The sequence below is a fragment of the Fuerstiella marisgermanici genome, assembly GCF_001983935.1.
In the GTDB taxonomy this organism is placed as follows: domain Bacteria; phylum Planctomycetota; class Planctomycetia; order Planctomycetales; family Planctomycetaceae; genus Fuerstiella; species Fuerstiella marisgermanici.
The window spans coordinates 716,818-734,241 of sequence record NZ_CP017641.1 but is presented as its reverse complement, the minus strand read 5'-3'; the positions used below and the strand labels follow the sequence as shown (position 1 = coordinate 734,241).

At 55.9% G+C, this 17,424-nt stretch carries 14 protein-coding genes and 1 pseudogene; 8 read left to right on the top strand and 7 right to left on the bottom strand.

Annotated features, from left to right (window positions below):
- Nucleotides 1–91 precede the first annotated feature (91 nt).
- Nucleotides 92–1,141 carry a M42 family metallopeptidase gene (locus tag Fuma_RS02700; protein WP_077022774.1) on the bottom strand — a complete coding sequence of 350 codons (1,050 nt, stop codon included), beginning with the start codon at nucleotides 1,139–1,141 and terminating at the stop codon, nucleotides 92–94.
- A gap of 241 nt (nucleotides 1,142–1,382) precedes the next feature.
- On the opposite strand from Fuma_RS02700, the gene Fuma_RS02695 reads away from it, so the two are divergent.
- From Fuma_RS02695 to Fuma_RS34045, 3 genes and pseudogenes are all read left to right on the top strand, one after another.
- Nucleotides 1,383–1,823, top strand: coding sequence for a hypothetical protein (locus Fuma_RS02695; RefSeq protein WP_077022773.1), 441 nt, complete (start codon nucleotides 1,383–1,385; stop codon nucleotides 1,821–1,823).
- A 255-nt stretch (nucleotides 1,824–2,078) separates the two neighbouring features.
- Nucleotides 2,079–2,210, top strand: a pseudogene (locus Fuma_RS36975) (IS256 family transposase); the annotation flags it as partial.
- Nucleotides 2,211–2,467: 257 nt separating this feature from the next.
- Nucleotides 2,468–2,776, top strand: coding sequence for an integrase core domain-containing protein (locus Fuma_RS34045; RefSeq protein ID WP_083731754.1), 309 nt, complete (start codon nucleotides 2,468–2,470; stop codon nucleotides 2,774–2,776).
- A gap of 223 nt (nucleotides 2,777–2,999) precedes the next feature.
- Here Fuma_RS34045 and Fuma_RS02685 read toward each other — a convergent pair whose 3' ends face one another.
- Together Fuma_RS02685 and Fuma_RS02680 are read right to left on the bottom strand one after the other, a co-directional pair.
- Nucleotides 3,000–3,332, bottom strand: a complete 333-nt coding sequence (locus tag Fuma_RS02685; protein WP_145943927.1) for a hypothetical protein — start codon at nucleotides 3,330–3,332, stop codon at nucleotides 3,000–3,002.
- A 518-nt stretch (nucleotides 3,333–3,850) separates the two neighbouring features.
- Nucleotides 3,851–4,873, bottom strand: a complete 1,023-nt coding sequence (locus Fuma_RS02680) for a DUF1559 domain-containing protein (protein ID WP_077022770.1) — start codon at nucleotides 4,871–4,873, stop codon at nucleotides 3,851–3,853.
- A gap of 156 nt (nucleotides 4,874–5,029) precedes the next feature.
- Between Fuma_RS02680 and Fuma_RS02675 the strand changes: the two genes are divergently transcribed.
- A complete protein-coding gene (locus tag Fuma_RS02675; protein WP_099091780.1) occupies nucleotides 5,030–5,914 on the top strand; it encodes a tetratricopeptide repeat protein in 885 nt (294 codons plus the stop codon).
- Here Fuma_RS02675 and Fuma_RS02670 read toward each other — a convergent pair.
- On the bottom strand, nucleotides 5,893–6,597 hold the full coding sequence (locus tag Fuma_RS02670) for an NAD(P)H-hydrate epimerase (RefSeq protein WP_077022769.1): 705 nt from the start codon (nucleotides 6,595–6,597) through the stop codon (nucleotides 5,893–5,895). The genes Fuma_RS02675 and Fuma_RS02670 overlap by 22 nt on opposite strands.
- A gap of 217 nt (nucleotides 6,598–6,814) precedes the next feature.
- Here Fuma_RS02670 and Fuma_RS02665 point away from each other — a divergent pair, with 217 nt between their 5' ends.
- Complete coding sequence (locus Fuma_RS02665; RefSeq protein WP_077022768.1) at nucleotides 6,815–7,639, top strand: SDR family NAD(P)-dependent oxidoreductase; 825 nt, start codon at nucleotides 6,815–6,817, stop codon at nucleotides 7,637–7,639.
- Between the two features lie 34 nt (nucleotides 7,640–7,673).
- Here the strand turns inward: Fuma_RS02665 and cmoB are convergent, their stop codons facing one another.
- Complete coding sequence (gene cmoB, locus Fuma_RS02660; RefSeq protein ID WP_077028065.1) at nucleotides 7,674–8,642, bottom strand: tRNA 5-methoxyuridine(34)/uridine 5-oxyacetic acid(34) synthase CmoB; 969 nt, start codon at nucleotides 8,640–8,642, stop codon at nucleotides 7,674–7,676.
- Nucleotides 8,643–8,675: 33 nt separating this feature from the next.
- Nucleotides 8,676–9,479 carry an alpha/beta hydrolase gene (locus tag Fuma_RS02655; protein ID WP_077022767.1) on the bottom strand — a complete coding sequence of 268 codons (804 nt, stop codon included), beginning with the start codon at nucleotides 9,477–9,479 and terminating at the stop codon, nucleotides 8,676–8,678.
- Between the two features lie 843 nt (nucleotides 9,480–10,322).
- Here Fuma_RS02655 and Fuma_RS02645 point away from each other — a divergent pair.
- Together Fuma_RS02645 and Fuma_RS02640 are read left to right on the top strand one after the other, a co-directional pair.
- The gene (locus tag Fuma_RS02645; protein ID WP_158520835.1) at nucleotides 10,323–12,701 is read left to right on the top strand and encodes a DUF1592 domain-containing protein; all 2,379 of its coding nucleotides are present in this window, start codon (nucleotides 10,323–10,325) and stop codon (nucleotides 12,699–12,701) included.
- 4 nt (nucleotides 12,702–12,705) lie between these two features.
- A complete protein-coding gene (locus tag Fuma_RS02640) occupies nucleotides 12,706–14,040 on the top strand; it encodes a DUF1552 domain-containing protein (protein ID WP_077022764.1) in 1,335 nt (444 codons plus the stop codon).
- Between the two features lie 76 nt (nucleotides 14,041–14,116).
- Here Fuma_RS02640 and Fuma_RS02635 read toward each other — a convergent pair whose 3' ends face one another.
- Nucleotides 14,117–16,327 carry a hypothetical protein gene (locus Fuma_RS02635; protein ID WP_145943926.1) on the bottom strand — a complete coding sequence of 737 codons (2,211 nt, stop codon included), beginning with the start codon at nucleotides 16,325–16,327 and terminating at the stop codon, nucleotides 14,117–14,119.
- Nucleotides 16,328–16,671: 344 nt separating this feature from the next.
- Between Fuma_RS02635 and Fuma_RS02630 the strand changes: the two genes are divergently transcribed.
- Nucleotides 16,672–17,421: a flagellar hook-basal body protein gene (locus tag Fuma_RS02630; protein ID WP_158520834.1), complete on the top strand. Its 750-nt coding sequence runs from the start codon at nucleotides 16,672–16,674 to the stop codon at nucleotides 17,419–17,421.
- The last annotated feature ends 3 nt before the right edge of the window (nucleotides 17,422–17,424 follow it).

The following is a 17,424-nucleotide window of genomic DNA, read 5'->3' as shown; positions in this document are numbered from 1 at the left end:
CGAATAAATCAGAACGAAGGGAGGCGCAGCAAGTCGCGAAGGCCGAGTGAAGTGGACCAGCCGTGCGACTCATTTCGTTTTCAAACAAACACTACGGAATCAACGTCGTGTCGGAGTCAATTGCGAGACAGAATTCGGCCAAAAGTCGAGCCGCGTTTTCCAGATCGGATTCCGCAACAACTTCCACCGGGCTGTGCATATAGCGGTTGGGAATCGTCACAAGCCCCGTCGCACAACCGCCACGGCTGACCTGAATAGCAGCACCATCGTTGCTGGCCGGCCGGGCCAGAGCGTTAATTTGTACCGGGATGCCGTGCGATTCGGCCGTCGAAATCAGCAAATCAAAAACGCGAGGGTTGGCGTTGGCGCCGCGGACAATCACCGGGCCGCCGCCAATCGAGATTTTACCGAATTGGTTTTGGTCAATACCAGGACAATCGGTCGCATGAGTCACGTCGACAGCGATCGCAACCTGCGGATTCACGTTGTAGGCACTCGTCTGAGCGCCCCGCAGGCCGATCTCTTCCTGTACTGACGACACACCATAGACGGCAGACGATGGCTTCCGAGCGGCCACCATTTTCAGTGCCGTCATGATGACCCAAACGCCGGTGCGGTCGTCCATCGCGACTCCGGAAATTCGCCCGTTGCGTAGTTCTCGCAGCGAAGGTTCCGGTGTTACGGAATCTCCGATGCTCACAACTTCAGCCGTCTCTTCCGGCGACGCAGATCCAATGTCGATCCACAGTTCCTGAATTTTTGGAACGGTCGTCCTTTCCGTGTCATTCAACAGGTGAATCGGCTTCCGCGCGATCACGCCGGGGATTGAGCCACTTTTTGTATGAACCAGCATCTTCTGCCCCAACAGAATCTGCATGTCCCAACCACCCACCGCGCTGACTCGCAGAAAGCCCTGTTCGTCGATGTGGCGGACCAGCAGTCCAATCTGGTCGCAGTGAGCGTCAAGCAGGATTTTCGTGCCGCCCGACGGATTGACAGTTGCAACCACGTTGCCATGGACATCAGTTTCGACCGAGTCGGCGAATTCCGACGTAAAGTCGCGGACGACCTGCTGAATGTTTTGCTCGAACCCCGATGTGCCGGGCGTTGCGAGTAGATTTTTAAGGAATGCGTCGGGCATAGGACCTGTTGCTCGGGGTCACGGGGCGGCTTTGATCGGCGGACCAGATTTGAAGACCGTCGGAAGTCGTTTTCGGAATGGGCTAACGACCAATTGGCCGCGTTTCGCACGAAAAAGACTCCCAACCGCTTCAGCACCTTCACCGCAGGATAGTCTAACGTTACGATTTGGAGCTGGCCACGCCGCAGGAATCCTTCACGCAACGAAATCGTCATTGCCTCCGCCAATTCCGCCTTCCGAAATGCCCGACGCGACAGACAAAACAGCAGCGCCGGTTACACCACATCGCGTCGTCGCCAGTCGGCGTTACGTGGTCACGTCCGCGGCGTTGGCTTTCTTCGTCTGGGGCGGTTGGGCGTGGTTTGTGAATTCTCAGCCACCAGCCGCTGGAGGCCAGTCGGCCGTTGTTTCCGGACTGGTGCAGGGGATCGGCAGCTGCATGATCACACTGCTGATGGTGCGTTCTGTCACGTGGCTATTCCGCCGATTAATCAATCATCCACTCAGACTGGTTCTCCCCGCCGCCATGACGACAACCGTCACTGGCAGCAGCCTGGCGGTCGCTCATCTTGTGGCGGGAACCGCCAACGTACCAATGACCATCGCCCCCGGCCTGGTCGTCGCGTTCTGCTTTAACGTCTTCACTGCCAACAAACTGCGACAGTGCGCGGTACAAAGTTAGGCTGCACGAATTTTCAAACAGCAGCGCTTCCGGGTTTGTTCACAGAAGACGAAACGCCTGCAACGACAACGATTGCCATTCCAATGATTCCATTGGGAACAACCCCGCAGCCTACGGATCGCGACCATGTTGCGAAGGCTGCTGTTGTACATTGAGGTAATGTCGAAAGTTGTGTTCTTGAGTGAATGAGAAAGGTGGCGCATCCTGTTGGAACTTCTCCCCTCCAACGGCCCGAAGTAGGCAAAGGAATACGCCCTGAGCCAGACTAAAACAGACCGAGTCAAAGTGCCAGCGGGCCAACCGCTTAATCCCGAAGTGATTTCCTTTCGGGCTCAGTGCGACCAGCGGAGTCCGCTCGACGAGATTGTCCGTGTGGGAGCCAGGCGGACGAGATCAATGCGGTTCTAACTGCCGCTGGATCAAACTTACAGAAGCTGCTGCGCGTGATTGCGCATGCGCTGATCTCATGGCTCGTCACGCGGCTGGAGCCGTGGATTTCCTAGCAAAGCAGCACACAGCGACGCACCACACTGCCGCCGCCTGCCTCTGCGAGCCGCCCATCACGATTTTGAAATTCCACGCGCCAGGAAAGACCGGACTCTTTCAGGGACGACAAAGTAGCAGCTCGCGGTGTTCCCAATCACATTCACAGCGACAATGGCCCGGAGTTCATTGCGAAAGCGATTGGCAAGTGGCTGGATCAAACAGGTGTCTCGGCGCTGTATGTTGAGGCAGAATCACTGTGGCAGAATGGATATTTCGAGTGCTGTAACTTGAAGTTTCGTCATGAGTTTCTGAACGTAGACGAATTTGAAAGTGTTTGTGATGCGGTGTGGGTGACGACGAACTTTCATCGCCACTACAACGAAGTCTTTCCGCATAGTGCGTTGGACTACCAGACACCGAAACTGTTCGCGGCCGTGCAGCCTTTAGCTCGAGCTCGACAGACCTGAGCCGTCCCGCCATCACGCCGACCTGAGCTCCGCGTTGAAGGCCGAGACGACAGCGAAGGCGGACGGGGCTCAGCACAACACATTTGGAAATTTATTCACTACCACTGTGAGGCTACGACTCTCATAACAACCGGACCTAAACTCGAGGGACCTGACCGTGGTTAGCTCGAATGGGCTGCGGGGACTCTCCGCGTTAAGCCACAGCAAAACCTAGATCTGAAAGCTATTCGGCTGGGATATCAACGTTCGCTTCGTGTGTTCCACCATCAGGAATGATCACCGAAAGACTGCTGTCCGCTTCCGCCGTGAACTTGTCGGGAACAAGTTGCTTTGGACCGCCATCCTTACCACCGGCCCCCGCCCCCATGTCCATCGCTTCGAACTGGCCAAAATCCATGCCGTCTTCTTCGTTAACGGTCATCGGGGTTCCGTCAGCGTTCACAAACTTGCTTACTGTAACGGTGTACTTTCCGGGAACAGCTCCACCCTTGATATCGTAGTACCCTTGTCCGTCTGTCACGGCCGTGTAGCCATTTGTACCGGAGATGAGTGACACTTCGGCGGAGCCCAGGAGTTCTCCTCCAAGCTTAACGGTGCCGCCGGCCTGAACCGCTCCAGCTGCACCTCCTCCTCCGCATCCAGTCGCGGCGAAAGCCATAGTCAATGTAAGAAGTGAGCCCATGATAATTCGGGCCAAATTCCGGTGGGTCATTTTCGGGTTCTCCATGCAATCGAGGATCAGGTGGGCGTAACGATGACGAAACTTCTGTGACGTGATTTCAAAGCATTCAATATCGGTGTCACCGTTGAAAATCTGGTTGCTCGTTGATAATCAGAATCCGTTCACAACACAACCTATTCCATTAAGTTGCCCAGGAATATACCTGACGATCTCAAGAAAAAAGACCAGTACAGCAGTCGCGCTACTGCACCGGTCCATTCCATTCGTCTGGTCACACTCTAAAGAAACGTCGTTTCGTCGGCGAAGAACATTCGATTCGGCCAAGGATGAAACTCGAACACCCAAGCGGCTTCAATTCCCTTGGTAGATCAAACGGTGTGGTGCTTAGCACCTTAGAACTCACCGATGGGCTGTCCGTCGCGGATGTAGTTCAACAGGACAAACGTATGGTAGTCGATGTTCTCACTCAGGAAACGAGCAGATCCGTCGGCCATGAGGAATTGAGCACCGCCGGTATGGGCACTACCAAAGACCCAAGCATAGTTCTTTCCGTCAGCCCGCCCCTCCCACGCTGAATTGATACTCCAGTCCCGCGGGTAGTTGTTAGTGTTTGTATTGGCAACGTCTATAGCGGTGTCAGAGTTGCTGACAACGCGACCATGAACACCCGTGTGCACACCCTGCAGGCCCCAAGGGCCATAATGGGAAGAGGTTTTGTAGTTGCCGCCAATCGATTCGCCGATTGCGATTGAATTACTGGTGCCGTCTTTTATGTCTCGAATTCTGGCTGCCCCGTTGTTGCCGAAGGCACCGCGACGCACACTGGAGCTATACGCCGAATATGGGGCGCTATAGTCTGTATAAACTCCCGTTGCAAAAAGGTAACTCGATCGCCGCGCATCCTGGCGATGGTAGTGTGGCGTGCCTCCAGCATAGCTTGAGGTCTCGCCGGCAACTGGGTCCGAAGGACACTCAAGTTCGGCAACTCTGGCTGTAGTGACAACTTCATTGGCAGCGCCCATGGGATCCAACGGCGTAAACGGGTGACCGTAGCCACCAGCGCGACCGCCCGCGAAATCATGATTATAGGCCTCATACAGGTTACCCTGTTCAATGTACGGCAACAGCATGACCCACCCGGTAGTGTTTTTCACGAAGTTACCGTTCGAATAAAAGGCCGCATTGTTGTAGCGCGCCGAATTAATAAGTGCGGCCGGAAAAGTGTTCGTAACATCATGGTAATTGTGGAGGGCCAACCCCCACTGCTTTAAGTTGTTCTTACACTGTGTCCGTCGAGCGGCTTCACGTGCCTGTTGGACGGCAGGCAGCAGCAGGGCAATCAGGATCGCGATGATCGCAATGACAACCAGCAACTCGATCAGCGTAAACGCACGTCGGGTTCTTTCACGGGGCATCTCAAATCTCCTAAGAAAACCAGAACAAGAAAAAAGACTTGGCGTCGAGAACCGTAAGGATAACTTCAATCAATAGTTAGGGACAGTACTGTGTGAGAAATACCTTTTATTTTCGAAACGAGTAAAATAATAATAAAATACTCTTGCGTAGTCTCAATGAAATCCATTTCAGTGCCTAACGAAAACGTTTTATTGATCCGCAACTATCCCAAAGCTGCCGTGCTCAGTTTCGAGAATGCTTTGCTAACCGTGCTGCCGATAGCTGTCTCTCTCTCCGTTAGCAGTGCACTTGTTGTTGCCGATGACAGCCTCGATGGTAAACCTTTGCGCGAAGAGCACCCGTTATCGCAAGCAGAACGACGAACACAGCGGCGGGATTTTGAGGCGACTTTGAAATCGCTGCCCACGCCGGAAGCGTCCGCGGCCGGCACTGTTCGGATTCATTCGCGGCGTGGAGATGCGTTGTTCTTTCTGGGGCGGTTTCCGGAAGCTGTCAAAGAATACAAGGCCATGGTGCAGCTCGATCCGACTCAGGATGCTTCGCACTGGCGGCTGGGCATCGCACTGTTCTTTGCCGATCAGCCGAAGCAGGCGGTGGCTCAGTTTGAAAAGTATCATTCATTTGACGACGTCGACCGTGAGAACGGAATCTGGAGATACCTGTCTCAGTACAAAGCTAGCGACGCCCAGACGGCAAAAAAAGAACTGCTTCGTTACGACAAAGACGATCGCGAGCCGTTTCCAGCCGTCTACCGGATGTTTGACGGCACCCTGTCGCCAGACGAAGCACTGGCGGAGATTCCCGCAGATCTTCCGGCGACTGAACGTGACAAGCGGCTGTTCTACACAGAACTGTACATTGGAATGCACATGGTCGTGCAGGAAAAACCCGATAAGGCTCGACGATATTTGGCTCGCGCGGTCGCTCGCCATCGGCCGCGCACTGCCGGCTATGGTCCTAATTTTATGTGGCATGTTGGGCGAGTGCAGTTGGAAGCTTTGTTGACGGAACCGGCCGTTCAGGACGCTGACGAACGATAGCGCTGGAGCCAGTCGCGGACCCATCGGTCGGGAATGCCGATCGGTGCAACTTCGATCGCTCCGGTGAATCGTTTGGCGGCCGCGTTCCGATATCCGACCTTCATGCCGACGAATGTGACTGTTTGGTTGGCTTGAACAACTTCGCCAGCGGCGGCGCCCGTTTCGCAATCGAGTCCGGATGGAACGTCCACGGCAAGAACTCGAGCTGCTGATGAGTTGATGGCGGAAATGAATTCGGAAAATGGTGGCCGAGCTGAACCTCGAATTCCAGTGCCCAGTAAGCAGTCAACGATCAGGTCGTTTTCGCCGAGTTCACCGACGGCCGCGTGAGGCTGTCCAGATTTGTCCGCGTCTAAAACATCAAAACCTGCCGCCAGCCAAACACTGCGGTTAAAGCTGGCGTCGTCAGACAGATCTTTGCCGCCAGTCATCAAAACGACCTGAGGAATCACACCCACAGCAGCAAGTTGGCGAGCCAGGGCAAAACCATCGCCACCGTTGTTGCCCAGTCCGCACACGATTGTGATGTTTCCCGTAATTGACATCCGCAGAATCACATCACAAGCGGCCCGAGCTGCATTTTCCATCAGTAGCGGGCCGGTGAGTCCGAGTTCACTGACGGCCGCCTGATCGATTTGTCGCGACTCCTCACGCGTCATCCAAAGCTGCCTGTCTTCTGTCATTGTCCAAGTCCAAATACGTTGTCTTGACCGACAACAGGCCTTCGCCACGTACAACAACACCCCGCAGAACGCACTGAAAGTTGAATCCTGGCAGAAGCCGAGAAGGAATTTGCGGGAAAGCCATGACGGCCACTGAGAAAGTGATAGGATACGCGCCAGTGGTGCGATTCACCAAGTGACCGCTGTTCGACGTTGATCAAATGGAGACCTGTTTCCTTTGCTGGACACATTTAACGATCGTTGGGCTCTTGTGACGGGTGCCTCATCGGGCATCGGCGCGGAGTTCGCTGCGCGGCTGGCGGGGCGAGGCATGCATTTGATCCTGGCGGCGCGACGCACGGAACGGATGAATGCATTGGCCAACGATCTGCTGACGAAGCATGGCACGAAATGTCATATCGTGACCATCGATCTGGCGACTCCGGACGCAGCAAAGAAGCTGTATGACGAAGTCGAAAATCTGGGCGTTGATCTGGAACTACTGATCAACAACGCTGGCATTGGGATGATTGGCGAAATCGACACGACGGATCCGGCTGAGGTTCAGCGGATGATCTACCTGAACGTCAACACGCTGACCGACCTGACCTACCGAGCACTTCCTGGAATGCTCGAACGCAAGCACGGGGCAGTGGTTAACGTGTCGTCTGTGGCCGGTTTTCAGCCGGTCGCATTCATGGCCGCCTATGCGGCAAGCAAGTCCTATGTCCTGCATTTCAGCGAAGCCCTGTGGGCGGAAGCTCGCAGTCGAGGCGTCACTGTTTTGGCACTGTGTCCTGGTGTGACCGAAACGGAATTCTTCAGTACCGCAGGAGCACCGGGCTGGCTGGAAAAGCACTCATCGCAGACTCCGTCAAGAGTCGTTCGGACAGCGCTGGCGGCTTTGGAAAAGCGGCGTCAGTATGTAATTCCCGGCTGGAAGGATTACTTCGTCAGCTTGCTGGTGCGAATCGCGACGCGGCGGACGGCCGTCAACGAATCCAAACGCTACTTCAAGCCAGGTCGACGTGGCACGCAAGCGACCGACTCACCGGCTGAGTAATTGCTGGCTCAGCCGCAGTTGCATCGCCAACAAGCTAGGTACCTGTGGCGGTCAGGATCGCTCGCACAGGAGCCGGGTAGCCTTCAATTGTTTTGGTCTGGTCAGCCGGGTCGAGGAAATCGGGCAGCGACTCGAAGGTCATCCAATCCGTGCTGCGTTGTTCGTCGGTGGATGTCGCTGTGATATCGATCAGACGGATGTCGGTGAACTTTGTCCGTCGTAGCCACAGTTCCAGCATCGGCACGGTGGGAAGGAACCATACGTTGCGCATCTTGGCGTAACGACCTTCCGGTACCAGCACGCGCCTTGCGTCGCCATCGACAATCAACGTCTCGAGCACCAACTGTCCGCCGGTTTTCAGGCTGTCGTGCAGCGCCTTAAGGTGGTCGACTGGACTGGTCCGATGGTATAGAACTCCCATCGAAAACGTGACGTCAAACGCATTCAGGCGTGGCGGAATTATCGCATCTGTCGCGGGCAGAACGTAATTCGGGCAGCTTGGCCCGAGGTAGCGGCGAAGGACTTCATGCTGCATCACGTACAGCAGAAAGGGATCCAGCCCGAGCACCAGACTTGCCCCGGCGGCCAACATTCGCCATCCGAAGTAGCCGTTGCCGCAGCCAACATCCAGAATGCGCCGATCTCGAAGTTCAACATGGTTCTGCAGCCGGTCCCACTTCCAGTCGGACCTCCATTCGGTATCGATGTCGATATCGAACAGCCTGAACGGGCCTTTACGCCATGGATGAAACTGCTGCAGTGTCGTCCGCAGTTCTGCACGTTCATCGTCGCTGATGAGGCCAGTCGCTTCGACCGCACCCTGATCCAGGCGGATGGTGTCGGCTGCGATGTCTGGCAATTTTGTCCAGGCATCAATCCACGTGGTCAGGCTTCCGTGCCCGTCGCTGGAAAGAGCGGCTGCGGTTTCGCGTTTTAGCGTCGCGGCCCAATCGCCGAATCCTTCGGCGGTGAGATCTTCAAATAAGCGGTCGAAGTCAAACAGCTTCGCAGCATCGAGGGGCATTTGCGATAAGTTCTAAACAAACGTCTCGCAACGCAGCTTTGACAACAACCAGTTGTCGATAAACCGGGCGTCGTTGCAGCATGGATCAAGTGGCTCTTCAGTCACTCGGACATCGATATCGACGCCGGTCGACCGCAGCAGGCGGACTGAATTCAAATTATTAGCCAGCGTTTCGTTGCTGGAGGTTCGCGACACGGTTTGCAGCACGTTCTTCCCGCGTAGATCATCGGGATTGCCCAGATGCAAGTCTGAACGGCAGGCAGGATCGATGGCGACCGCACCAGCAAACCATTCGGGGCATTCGGCGAACAATTGCAGGGCGACGTCTGCTCCGCTGCCACAACCGGCCGCGAAAATGCGTTCGCTGTGGATGTGGAACGCTCGTCGCAGTCGTCGAGCCGTCACGTTTACCAACTGCTTTAACGGCACCTTGCCAAACTCCAGCGAATCACGACTCCAACCGTACGTGTCGTGTTCCTTCAACGCCTTGTTACCGCGAATGGCCAGTCCACAGTAGTTCTGATCGCCAATGGCGTTCATGACGAGGTCGAGTTCGTTTTCGCTGCTGAAATCGTCGTGGAACCAGATCAGCAGTGGGTAGGCGTAATTTTCTTCGTACTGAGTCGGCACAAACAGCGACACAGGCCAGTCTGATGTGGCGGCCGAATCAGCCTTGTCCACGTCGTTGCAATGGTCGGCGTTGTATAGCTCGCACAATTCCTGCAGCTCAAGCGGCATCTGGTTGATCTGATTCGGCGGAATCAGAAACGACAGATCTTCCTGAAACGAAGACTGAGACTGAAGTCGATTAAACATGACAAAACACTTCCGTGATAAAAAAGTTACCAACAGTGCCGGGCAGATTACCGGAATCGGACTGGCTGGCGAAAGCAACTTTCTGGGGGTTGTAAGACAAACTCGATTTTGGAACGTCGTCACCTGAAGCAATCACCGCAGACGAAACGGTCATCACAATCAGCAGAACAGCGGCTGTCGCAAGCACCCGTACAACGTTCCGGCTTCGCGGCAATGCATTCATTCTGTCTGATACTGCCACGCGGCCATTTCCGCGAACGATCGAATACTGGTCGCTGCTTTCACAGCCTCTCCGTGCAGCAGCGGCAGAGAAATCTACACCTGTCTAAAAAGGGTGTCAACGCCCTACCCCAAAGCGGGTCTTCTGGCGGTATTTCGAGCTTCGTAGTGGCGTCACAGCAGTCAAACGGGGCAAAGATTGATGGCGGAGAATGCGGCCTCAAAGTCATCCACAATCGCCTGAATTCGCCACATGGTGCCTTGAACCGCCCTTCTCGTCACTTCGGGATTTCCCCGGAATTGCTCGCAAGTTCAGCTACTGGACACCTCTCAGAATCCGAGTAGCCACGTCGACCGCTGCAACCATCACGCGTGCGAGCTGGTCGACTTTCGTCATTCTTATCCGAAATGTGGACGACGGTGCCGCGCGATGATAGACTAGACGTATGGCAGACCGGCCAGATTGTGCTGGCGACAACGGCTGCTTCCCACCTTCAGGCCACCGATCCAATCCCACCCGGCTGGCCCAATAGCCTCACATGTATGTTTCGCTTCGCCCCAAACTATGCGCTGCCAGTTTGCGCTCACCGCTTTCATGCAATCGCTCGCCATGTTGAGCGATGCGTGAGGACACTTTGCCAGGCAGGCGGACGAGCGCTCGCGATCGTTGCCGTATCGATTGCCGCTGTGACCGCTACGGGATTTTCAGTAGAGGCGGCAGAACCGGCTGACACCAAATCAGCGGCAGGCCAACAAACCGTCGCCGACCGGCAACAGCAGCTGGTCCAGAAGATTCAACCGTTTCTGAAAACGTACTGCATCGACTGTCATGGGCTCGAATCGCAGGACGCCGGAATTGTGGTGTCCGAGTTGAAATCCGTTGACCAGTTCTTAAGCGAACGAAAGACGTGGGAACGCGTGTATCGGATGATCAGTGTCGGAGCGATGCCACCTTCCGATCACGATCCGCTGCCGTCCGCCGAAGAACGACAGAAGGTTTCCGAACTACTGCATGACGAGCTCTTCAATTTTGATTGCGACCTGGTCTACAAACCCGGTCGGCCGACAGTCCAGCGGCTGAACCGGTCCGAATACAACAACACGATTCGTGATTTGTTCGGTGTCAGTATCACACCGGCCAACGACTTTCCGGCTGACGACGTGGGCGAAGGATTCGACAACAACGGAGACGTATTGTCATTGCCGCCGCTGCTGATGGAAAAGTACCTGAACGCGGCCGAACAGGTTGCTGACGCCGTCATTGATTCGACGGATTACTCAAAGCCGCAGACGATTCCCCTTGGTGTGGATCAGCTGACGACGTCAAACGGCAGGAAGCCGTCTGGCACGCTGCTGTGGCTGCCCAGCAGCGGCGAAATATTCGGAACGTTTGAAGTTCCGGCGGCGGGCGAATACGAACTTCGCATCACGGCTCAGGCCACTCAGATGGGTGACGAAAAAGCAAAATTCGGCCTTAGCGTCGACGGAAAGCGACAGCGTGAGTTCGAAGTTATCGAACACGCAAAGGACGAAGTGTTCAAACAACCCCTGAAACTGGATTCGCAGCAGGTGAAGATCGGGGCGGCATTCTTAAACGACGCGTACGAACCGAAAAACAAGCAGGACCGAAACTTTGCCGTTGCGAAGATGGAGCTGCATGGACCAATCGGCGCTGCGGTTCCCTTTCGGTCGGACGCGTTTCGACGATTGGTTGTGGCCCAACCTGGTGCGGATGTGTCTGTGAAACAGGCGGCTGAAAAGGTGTTGCGTCCATTGCTGGACCGAGCATTCCGACGTCCGTGTACAGATGCAGAAGTCAGTGGCTACGTCGGCCTGGTGCAACACGCTGTGGCTGATCTGGGAGAAACATACGAAGGTGGGCTATCGCTTAGTCTGCAAGCGATTCTGGTGGCGCCCGAATTCCTGTTCCGTCTGGAAGAAGACCCGCCCGCCGGAACGCCCGAACGAACGTTGAACGACTTTGAAGTAGCCAGTCGGTTGTCGTATTTCCTCTGGAGCAGCATGCCTGACGACGAGTTGTTTGAGCTTGCCCGTCAAAAGAAACTCACTACTGCTGACACGCTCCGCCAACAGGTTCGACGGATGTTGAAGGATGACAAAGCAGACGCTCTGGTTCAAAACTTCGCGGCCCAATGGCTAAATCTGCGAAACATCGACGACGTCACTCCAAACCCCGACGTGTTTAAGAATTTCGACAGCAAACTCAAACACGACATGCGGCGTGAAACAGAGTTGCTGTTCGGTTCAATCCTGCAGGAAGACCGCAGCGTAGAAGAACTGCTGTCGGCAGACTACACATTCCTGAACAAACGCCTGGCCGATCATTACGGAATCGAAGGTGTGAAGAGCGACAGTTTCGAACGCATTTCACTGAAAGGCACCAACCGGACGGGCGTGCTGACTCATGCCAGCATTCTGACGCTTACCTCAAATCCCGGCCGCACCAGTCCGGTCAAACGAGGCAAGTGGATTATGGAAAACATGTGGGGCGAAGCTCCACCACCGCCACCGCCGAATGTGCCGGAGCTGGAGGCGACCGCAGAGGCGGCTCCGAATGCGACGTTGCGAGAGCAGCTCGCGAAGCATCGAGAAGATCCCGGTTGTGCGTCTTGCCACGTCGTAATGGACCCACTGGGTTTCGGGCTGGAGAACTTTGACGCAATTGGTCGCTGGCGAGACAAAGACGGTGACCACACGGTTGACGCATCCGGGCAACTGCCGTCCGGCGAATCCTTTAACGGCCCGATCGAACTGATTGCCATCATTCAGAAACGTCGTGAGAAGTTCTTTCGCACACTGGCCGAAAAACTACTCGTCTACGCTCTCGGGCGTGGCACAGAATTTTACGACAAATGCGTCATTGAAGATTGCGTGGCCGACATGGCTGCGAATGGAAATCGTTTTTCCGCATTGATTGAAAGTCTCGTATTGTCCGATTCGTTTCTAAAACGAAGTGGCTTAGATACTGCAACGAAAGGCTAACACCATGAATACCTCACTTAATCGACGCACCGTTCTCCGCGGTGCCGGAGCCGCCGTTTCTCTTCCGCTGCTGGACATTATGCGGCCGCAGACAGCAGCGGCTGCCGCAGCAGCCAATGCTGCAACTGCGCCAAGTCGCATGGCATTCGTCTTTTTTCCCAACGGCGCGATTATGGATCGTTGGAAGCCGGAGGGCGAAGGCAGCGACTTCAAACTGAACGATACCATGGAGTCGCTGCAACCGCACCAGCAGGATCTTCTGCTGTTGACCGGGCTGACCCAAAATCACGCGCGAGCCAACGGGGACGGCGGAGGCGATCACGCCCGCAACGCCAGCGCGTTTTTGACGGGAGCTCAGCCACGCAAAACGGCCGGTGCCGACATTGAGGTTGGTGTCTCCATCGACCAGGCGGCCGCCAAACTGATCGGCGATAAGACTCGACTGCCATCGCTGGAACTCGGGATCGAACGAGGCCGCAATGCCGGAAGTTGCGATTCGGGTTACAGCTGTGCGTACTCCACCAACATCAGCTGGAAGTCACCCAACACGCCGAATGCGAAGGAAGTGAATCCTCGCCTGGCCTTCGAACGCCTGTTTGGCACTCCCGAAGGTGCGGCGACTCAGGAACGCCGCAACAAGTTTCGCAAAAGTATTCTGGACTTCGTCGCCGACGACGCGGCACGTTTGCAGCAGAAGCTGGGCGGAACCGACCGGCACAAACTGGACGAGTACTTCACCAGCGTGCGAGAGATCGAACAGCGAATTGATCGAGCCAATCATCTGCGACCAAAGGAAATTCCTGAGATGCAGCTGCCAGAAGGCGTGCCGTCAGAATTGAAGGAGCATCTGCGATTGATGTACGACATCATGCTGCTGGCCTTCCAAACCGATTCAACTCGTATCACAACCTTCATGGTGGGCGATGCCGGTTGCAACCGCAGCTATCGTGATGTTGACGTCAAGAATGGGCACCACGAACTGTCGCACCACCGCGGCGACAAAGACAAGATCGCTCAGATCGCAAAAATCGACCGTTATCTGACAGAACAGTTTGCGGCATTCCTGTCGCGGATGAAGGCAGTGAAGGAAGGCGATGGCAATTTGCTGGACAACAGCATGATTCTGTACGGCAGTGCAATCTCAGACGGGATGCGGCATTCGCATGACGACCTGCCAATCCTTGTCGCGGGCAAAGGCGGCGGCACAATTAAGTCCGGCCGAGTTCTGCACTACCCGAAAGAAACGCCTTTGAACAATCTGTTTCTTTCTATGGCGGAACGAGTCGGCGCAAACATCAAAGAACTCGGCGACAGCACCGGACCGCTGGATATCGGGTAGTCGTTTAAGAAGTGAAGCCAAACGGAAGGGTACTTGGGCGTGTGCAACACGCTCCCAGGTATCCCGCCGCATTCGGTCATTCCGCCGACGCCGGGATCAAACGGCCGTCGTTCTTCGCCAGGTCTCGCTTCCAACGGCGAACGGCAGCATCTCGGCGCCCCGTGTCGTCGCTGACAAAGAAGCCACGACGTTCACCGGTCAGGCGTTCCAGATTGAAAATCGCCATTGCCCGCAGCGCCGCTCGGTTGTGTTCCAGCATCGATACAAGAAACTCGCTGGTACGAGGATCCTGCCCGTCCGATCGACTCATGCCCTGCAGCATTGTCATGGCATTGTCGAGTTCCATTTCGGGTAGCCGCATGGCCAACGCGTCTCGAATCCGCTGCATGTCTGCCGGCCTTTGTTGAACCAGCTGATGTAGTCCGACGATGGCGGATTGGCGAGTCGGGTCGTCGTTGGTTTGCAGCATGACTGTGATAAGGTCGTTCACGCTGCGGAGAAGCGTCAACTGCCGCACACCATAGTCCGCAATCTGTGGGTTTTTGTTGGTCGTCAAAGCCATCGCTGCCCCTGTTACGGATTCCGACTTCGGATAGGCGGCGACAGTTTCTGCAATTAGCGTGGCCTGCATTTCGATCGGGGGATTGCGAGCGGCAAATAGCCATGCTGGAATTGCTGAATTAACAGTCACCGCACCAGCGGTAACGACGTCTGATGTTGTGTTCCAGATCCATTCCGACCCGCGAGGAATCGTGATGGGCGTGTCGTTGCCGTCAACTGAAACCTGCACGTCGCCGTCGGCGGCCGCAATTCGGATAACGCGATTATTTTCCGTCGGAAACAAGGGCGTACTTTCTTCTGCATCGGGTTCAACAGTCAAATTGCTAGCTGGCAAAATTGTGACCTCCAGGCCCACAACGTCACCCTCATCCGGGATCGAAACATTCAAAGCTCGCCGTCCGGTCACCAATCGAAAATCGGCGGCCCCTTCCTTGGCGGAACGTCGCAACAAGAGGCGGCCTTCAACAACTCGCAAGGCCGCTGCTGGTTCGGTCACCGCTTGAAACACGGCCGGCCCCAAGAGTTGAGCCGACCAGCCGGAATTTGGAGCGACAACGCGCGCCGTAAACGGTTCCGCGATGGTGGCAAATGTTTCGCTCAGCGGCTTCGACCAACTGCCTGTGGGCGATATACCTAGACTCGATGCCCACGCCCACGCAGCCTGTTTGGGTTCTCGCAAAGCCACCATGCCGTTGTTGTCAATCAATTCGAATCGAGCCACCGGTGCCGCGGGCGGCGTGGGGGTCGCTACTGGAGCACCGTCCGCCGCACTGGCAACCGAAGCATCGCCAGTTGCTGTTGAAGAATCCGCTGCAGGCGCTGGCTCCATCGGCTTGTCTGGCGCAGTGGAATCGGTCGCAGGCACAGCCGCTGGATTCGTCGCGGGCTGAGTTGTAGCGGCCATGTCCGCACCAGCCGGAGTGGGTGTGCGGCCCGGTTCAGCATTAGTCGCAGCCGCGCCACCATTCGGCACGGTCGTTGGTTGAGGACTCGTCGGCTGCGCTGCGTTTCTAGGTGTCGCGTCTGTTTGAGCGACCGCAGCGTCGCCCGCCGCTGGTTGTGTTTCGGGGGCTGCAACCTGCGGAGGATCGGCACCATCGTCGAACTGCGCCAATGCCGGTTCATTACCGTCTGCTGGCACGTTTGTCGCGACAGTTCTATCGTCGTCACTGCGAAACAGATTCGAATCTGTTGCCAGCAAACCCAGCCAGCCCAGCACCATCACGGCCAGCAACAGCATCGGCGAACGTTTCTGAGATTCGTTTTGCTTCTGCAGCGGCGTCCATTCGCCAGCCTTGGCGGGCTGAACCGTGGAGGCGGCAGCACCATCGTCGGTCGCTTCCTTGACGACACTGGGATCCAGTTTGTGCAGCCGAGTCTTCAAATCGGCAGAAATTTCCACCGGGTCGCTTAGCAGGCCCAGAATCTGATGCGTCGCCGCAACTTCGGCCAGCGAATGATCAGACGAAAGAATCTCCTTCTCAATCAACGCGACCAGTTCCGGCGTGAGCTGATCGTCCAGATACTCAGCAATGAGGTTCCCGTCGATCGTTTTGTGTTCGGCAGATTCACTGGCCAAACGACGGCGGCGAACGACGCTCTTAATGCGGTCGGCAAGCTCCGTCGCAAAGGGGCTGGTCGCCAGTTTCTGCCCCAATTCGCGAGCGTTCCCCGGAGACAGCCGATCGTCGAGGTAGGCCAAAAGTGTTCGAAGTGTGAGTTTCATGAGATGACTCTTTACAAAATGGTGCGGTGCCATCTTGTTTAGTGCGAGCGGCCGACGGTTTTCGTACAGGTTTCTGAAAAAAATGCCGGTCACTGCGAAATTCATTCATGAATGCGACCGCGATGCCGGCAACGCGACTTGCTCGACTTCAGTCGCCCTGCAGGAACGCGCAGACCACTCACGGAAGCCGCCCGTCACTCGTCGCAGCGGCGTTTTTCCTGCCTGGTCAACCGGCTCGCTCAGACTGGGTAATAACGTGTAACACGCCGATTGCAGCCATCTTCCAGACATTGTCGACGCCCTCAAATTCCGAAGAACTGGTACAGACAGCAGGGGGGCTTGTCATGATTTCCGGACTATATAGCGCCGCGACCGGCATGGACGCGGCGGCAACTCGACACGAAACATCGGCAGAAAACCTTGCGCATGCGCACCAGCCAGGGTTTCGGCGGCGGGTGCTGCACCAAACAACTTTCGGTACTGTTCTGGAAGCTCAACGCAACGGCCAGGCGACCGTTATGGAGCGGCCTGAACGTGCGGCTGATGGTCTGCAAACTCGCAAAATTGCCATCGATTTCACGCACGGCCCCTTAAAGGCATCCGGCCGTTCGTTAGACGTCGCCATCGAATCAGACGGCTTCTTCGTGGTCGATGGTCCGGACGGGCCCATGTATACACGCAACGGTTCGTTTCAGGCTCACCCCGATGGCCAGTTGGTCACCATCGACGGCCTGACGGTGTCTGGTGGAAACGCGCCAATCCGGATTCCACCCAACACGTCCGCCGAAGCGATCTCCATTTCCCGAGACGGTCGACTGTCTGCGAATGGCGTCGAATTTGGTCAGCTTCAGTTTGTTGAAGTTTCCAACCCCGAACAACTGATCGCGACCGGTGCGTCGCTGTTCAAAGCCGGGCCGAACGCCGACGTGCAGGAGGCTGAAGGCAGTGTGCTACAAGGATTTGCCGAATCCGCAAACGTGGCTCAAATGGACGAGCTCGTGAATATTCTTGTGGCATCGCGGCAGTATGAAATGTCTCAGAAAGCGTTGAAGACAATCGACGACGCCGTCGGCCGACGCATCAACGGAAACTAATCT

Excerpts from the sequence above, each read along its gene's own strand:
- Fuma_RS02670 (WP_077022769.1), bottom strand. The coding sequence starts at position 6,597 with ATGACAGAAGACAGGCAGCTTTGGATGACGCGTGAGGAGTCGCGACAA.
- Fuma_RS02635 (WP_145943926.1), bottom strand. The coding sequence starts at position 16,327 with ATGAAACTCACACTTCGAACACTTTTGGCCTACCTCGACGATCGGCTG.
- Fuma_RS02655 (WP_077022767.1), bottom strand. The coding sequence starts at position 9,479 with ATGTTTAATCGACTTCAGTCTCAGTCTTCGTTTCAGGAAGATCTGTCG.
- Fuma_RS02700 (WP_077022774.1), bottom strand. The coding sequence starts at position 1,141 with ATGCCCGACGCATTCCTTAAAAATCTACTCGCAACGCCCGGCACATCG.
- Fuma_RS02680 (WP_077022770.1), bottom strand. The coding sequence starts at position 4,873 with ATGCCCCGTGAAAGAACCCGACGTGCGTTTACGCTGATCGAGTTGCTG.
- Fuma_RS02640 (WP_077022764.1), top strand. The coding sequence starts at position 12,706 with ATGAATACCTCACTTAATCGACGCACCGTTCTCCGCGGTGCCGGAGCC.
- Fuma_RS02630 (WP_158520834.1), top strand. The coding sequence starts at position 16,672 with ATGATTTCCGGACTATATAGCGCCGCGACCGGCATGGACGCGGCGGCA.
- Fuma_RS02675 (WP_099091780.1), top strand. The coding sequence starts at position 5,030 with ATGAAATCCATTTCAGTGCCTAACGAAAACGTTTTATTGATCCGCAAC.
- Fuma_RS02695 (WP_077022773.1), top strand. The coding sequence starts at position 1,383 with ATGCCCGACGCGACAGACAAAACAGCAGCGCCGGTTACACCACATCGC.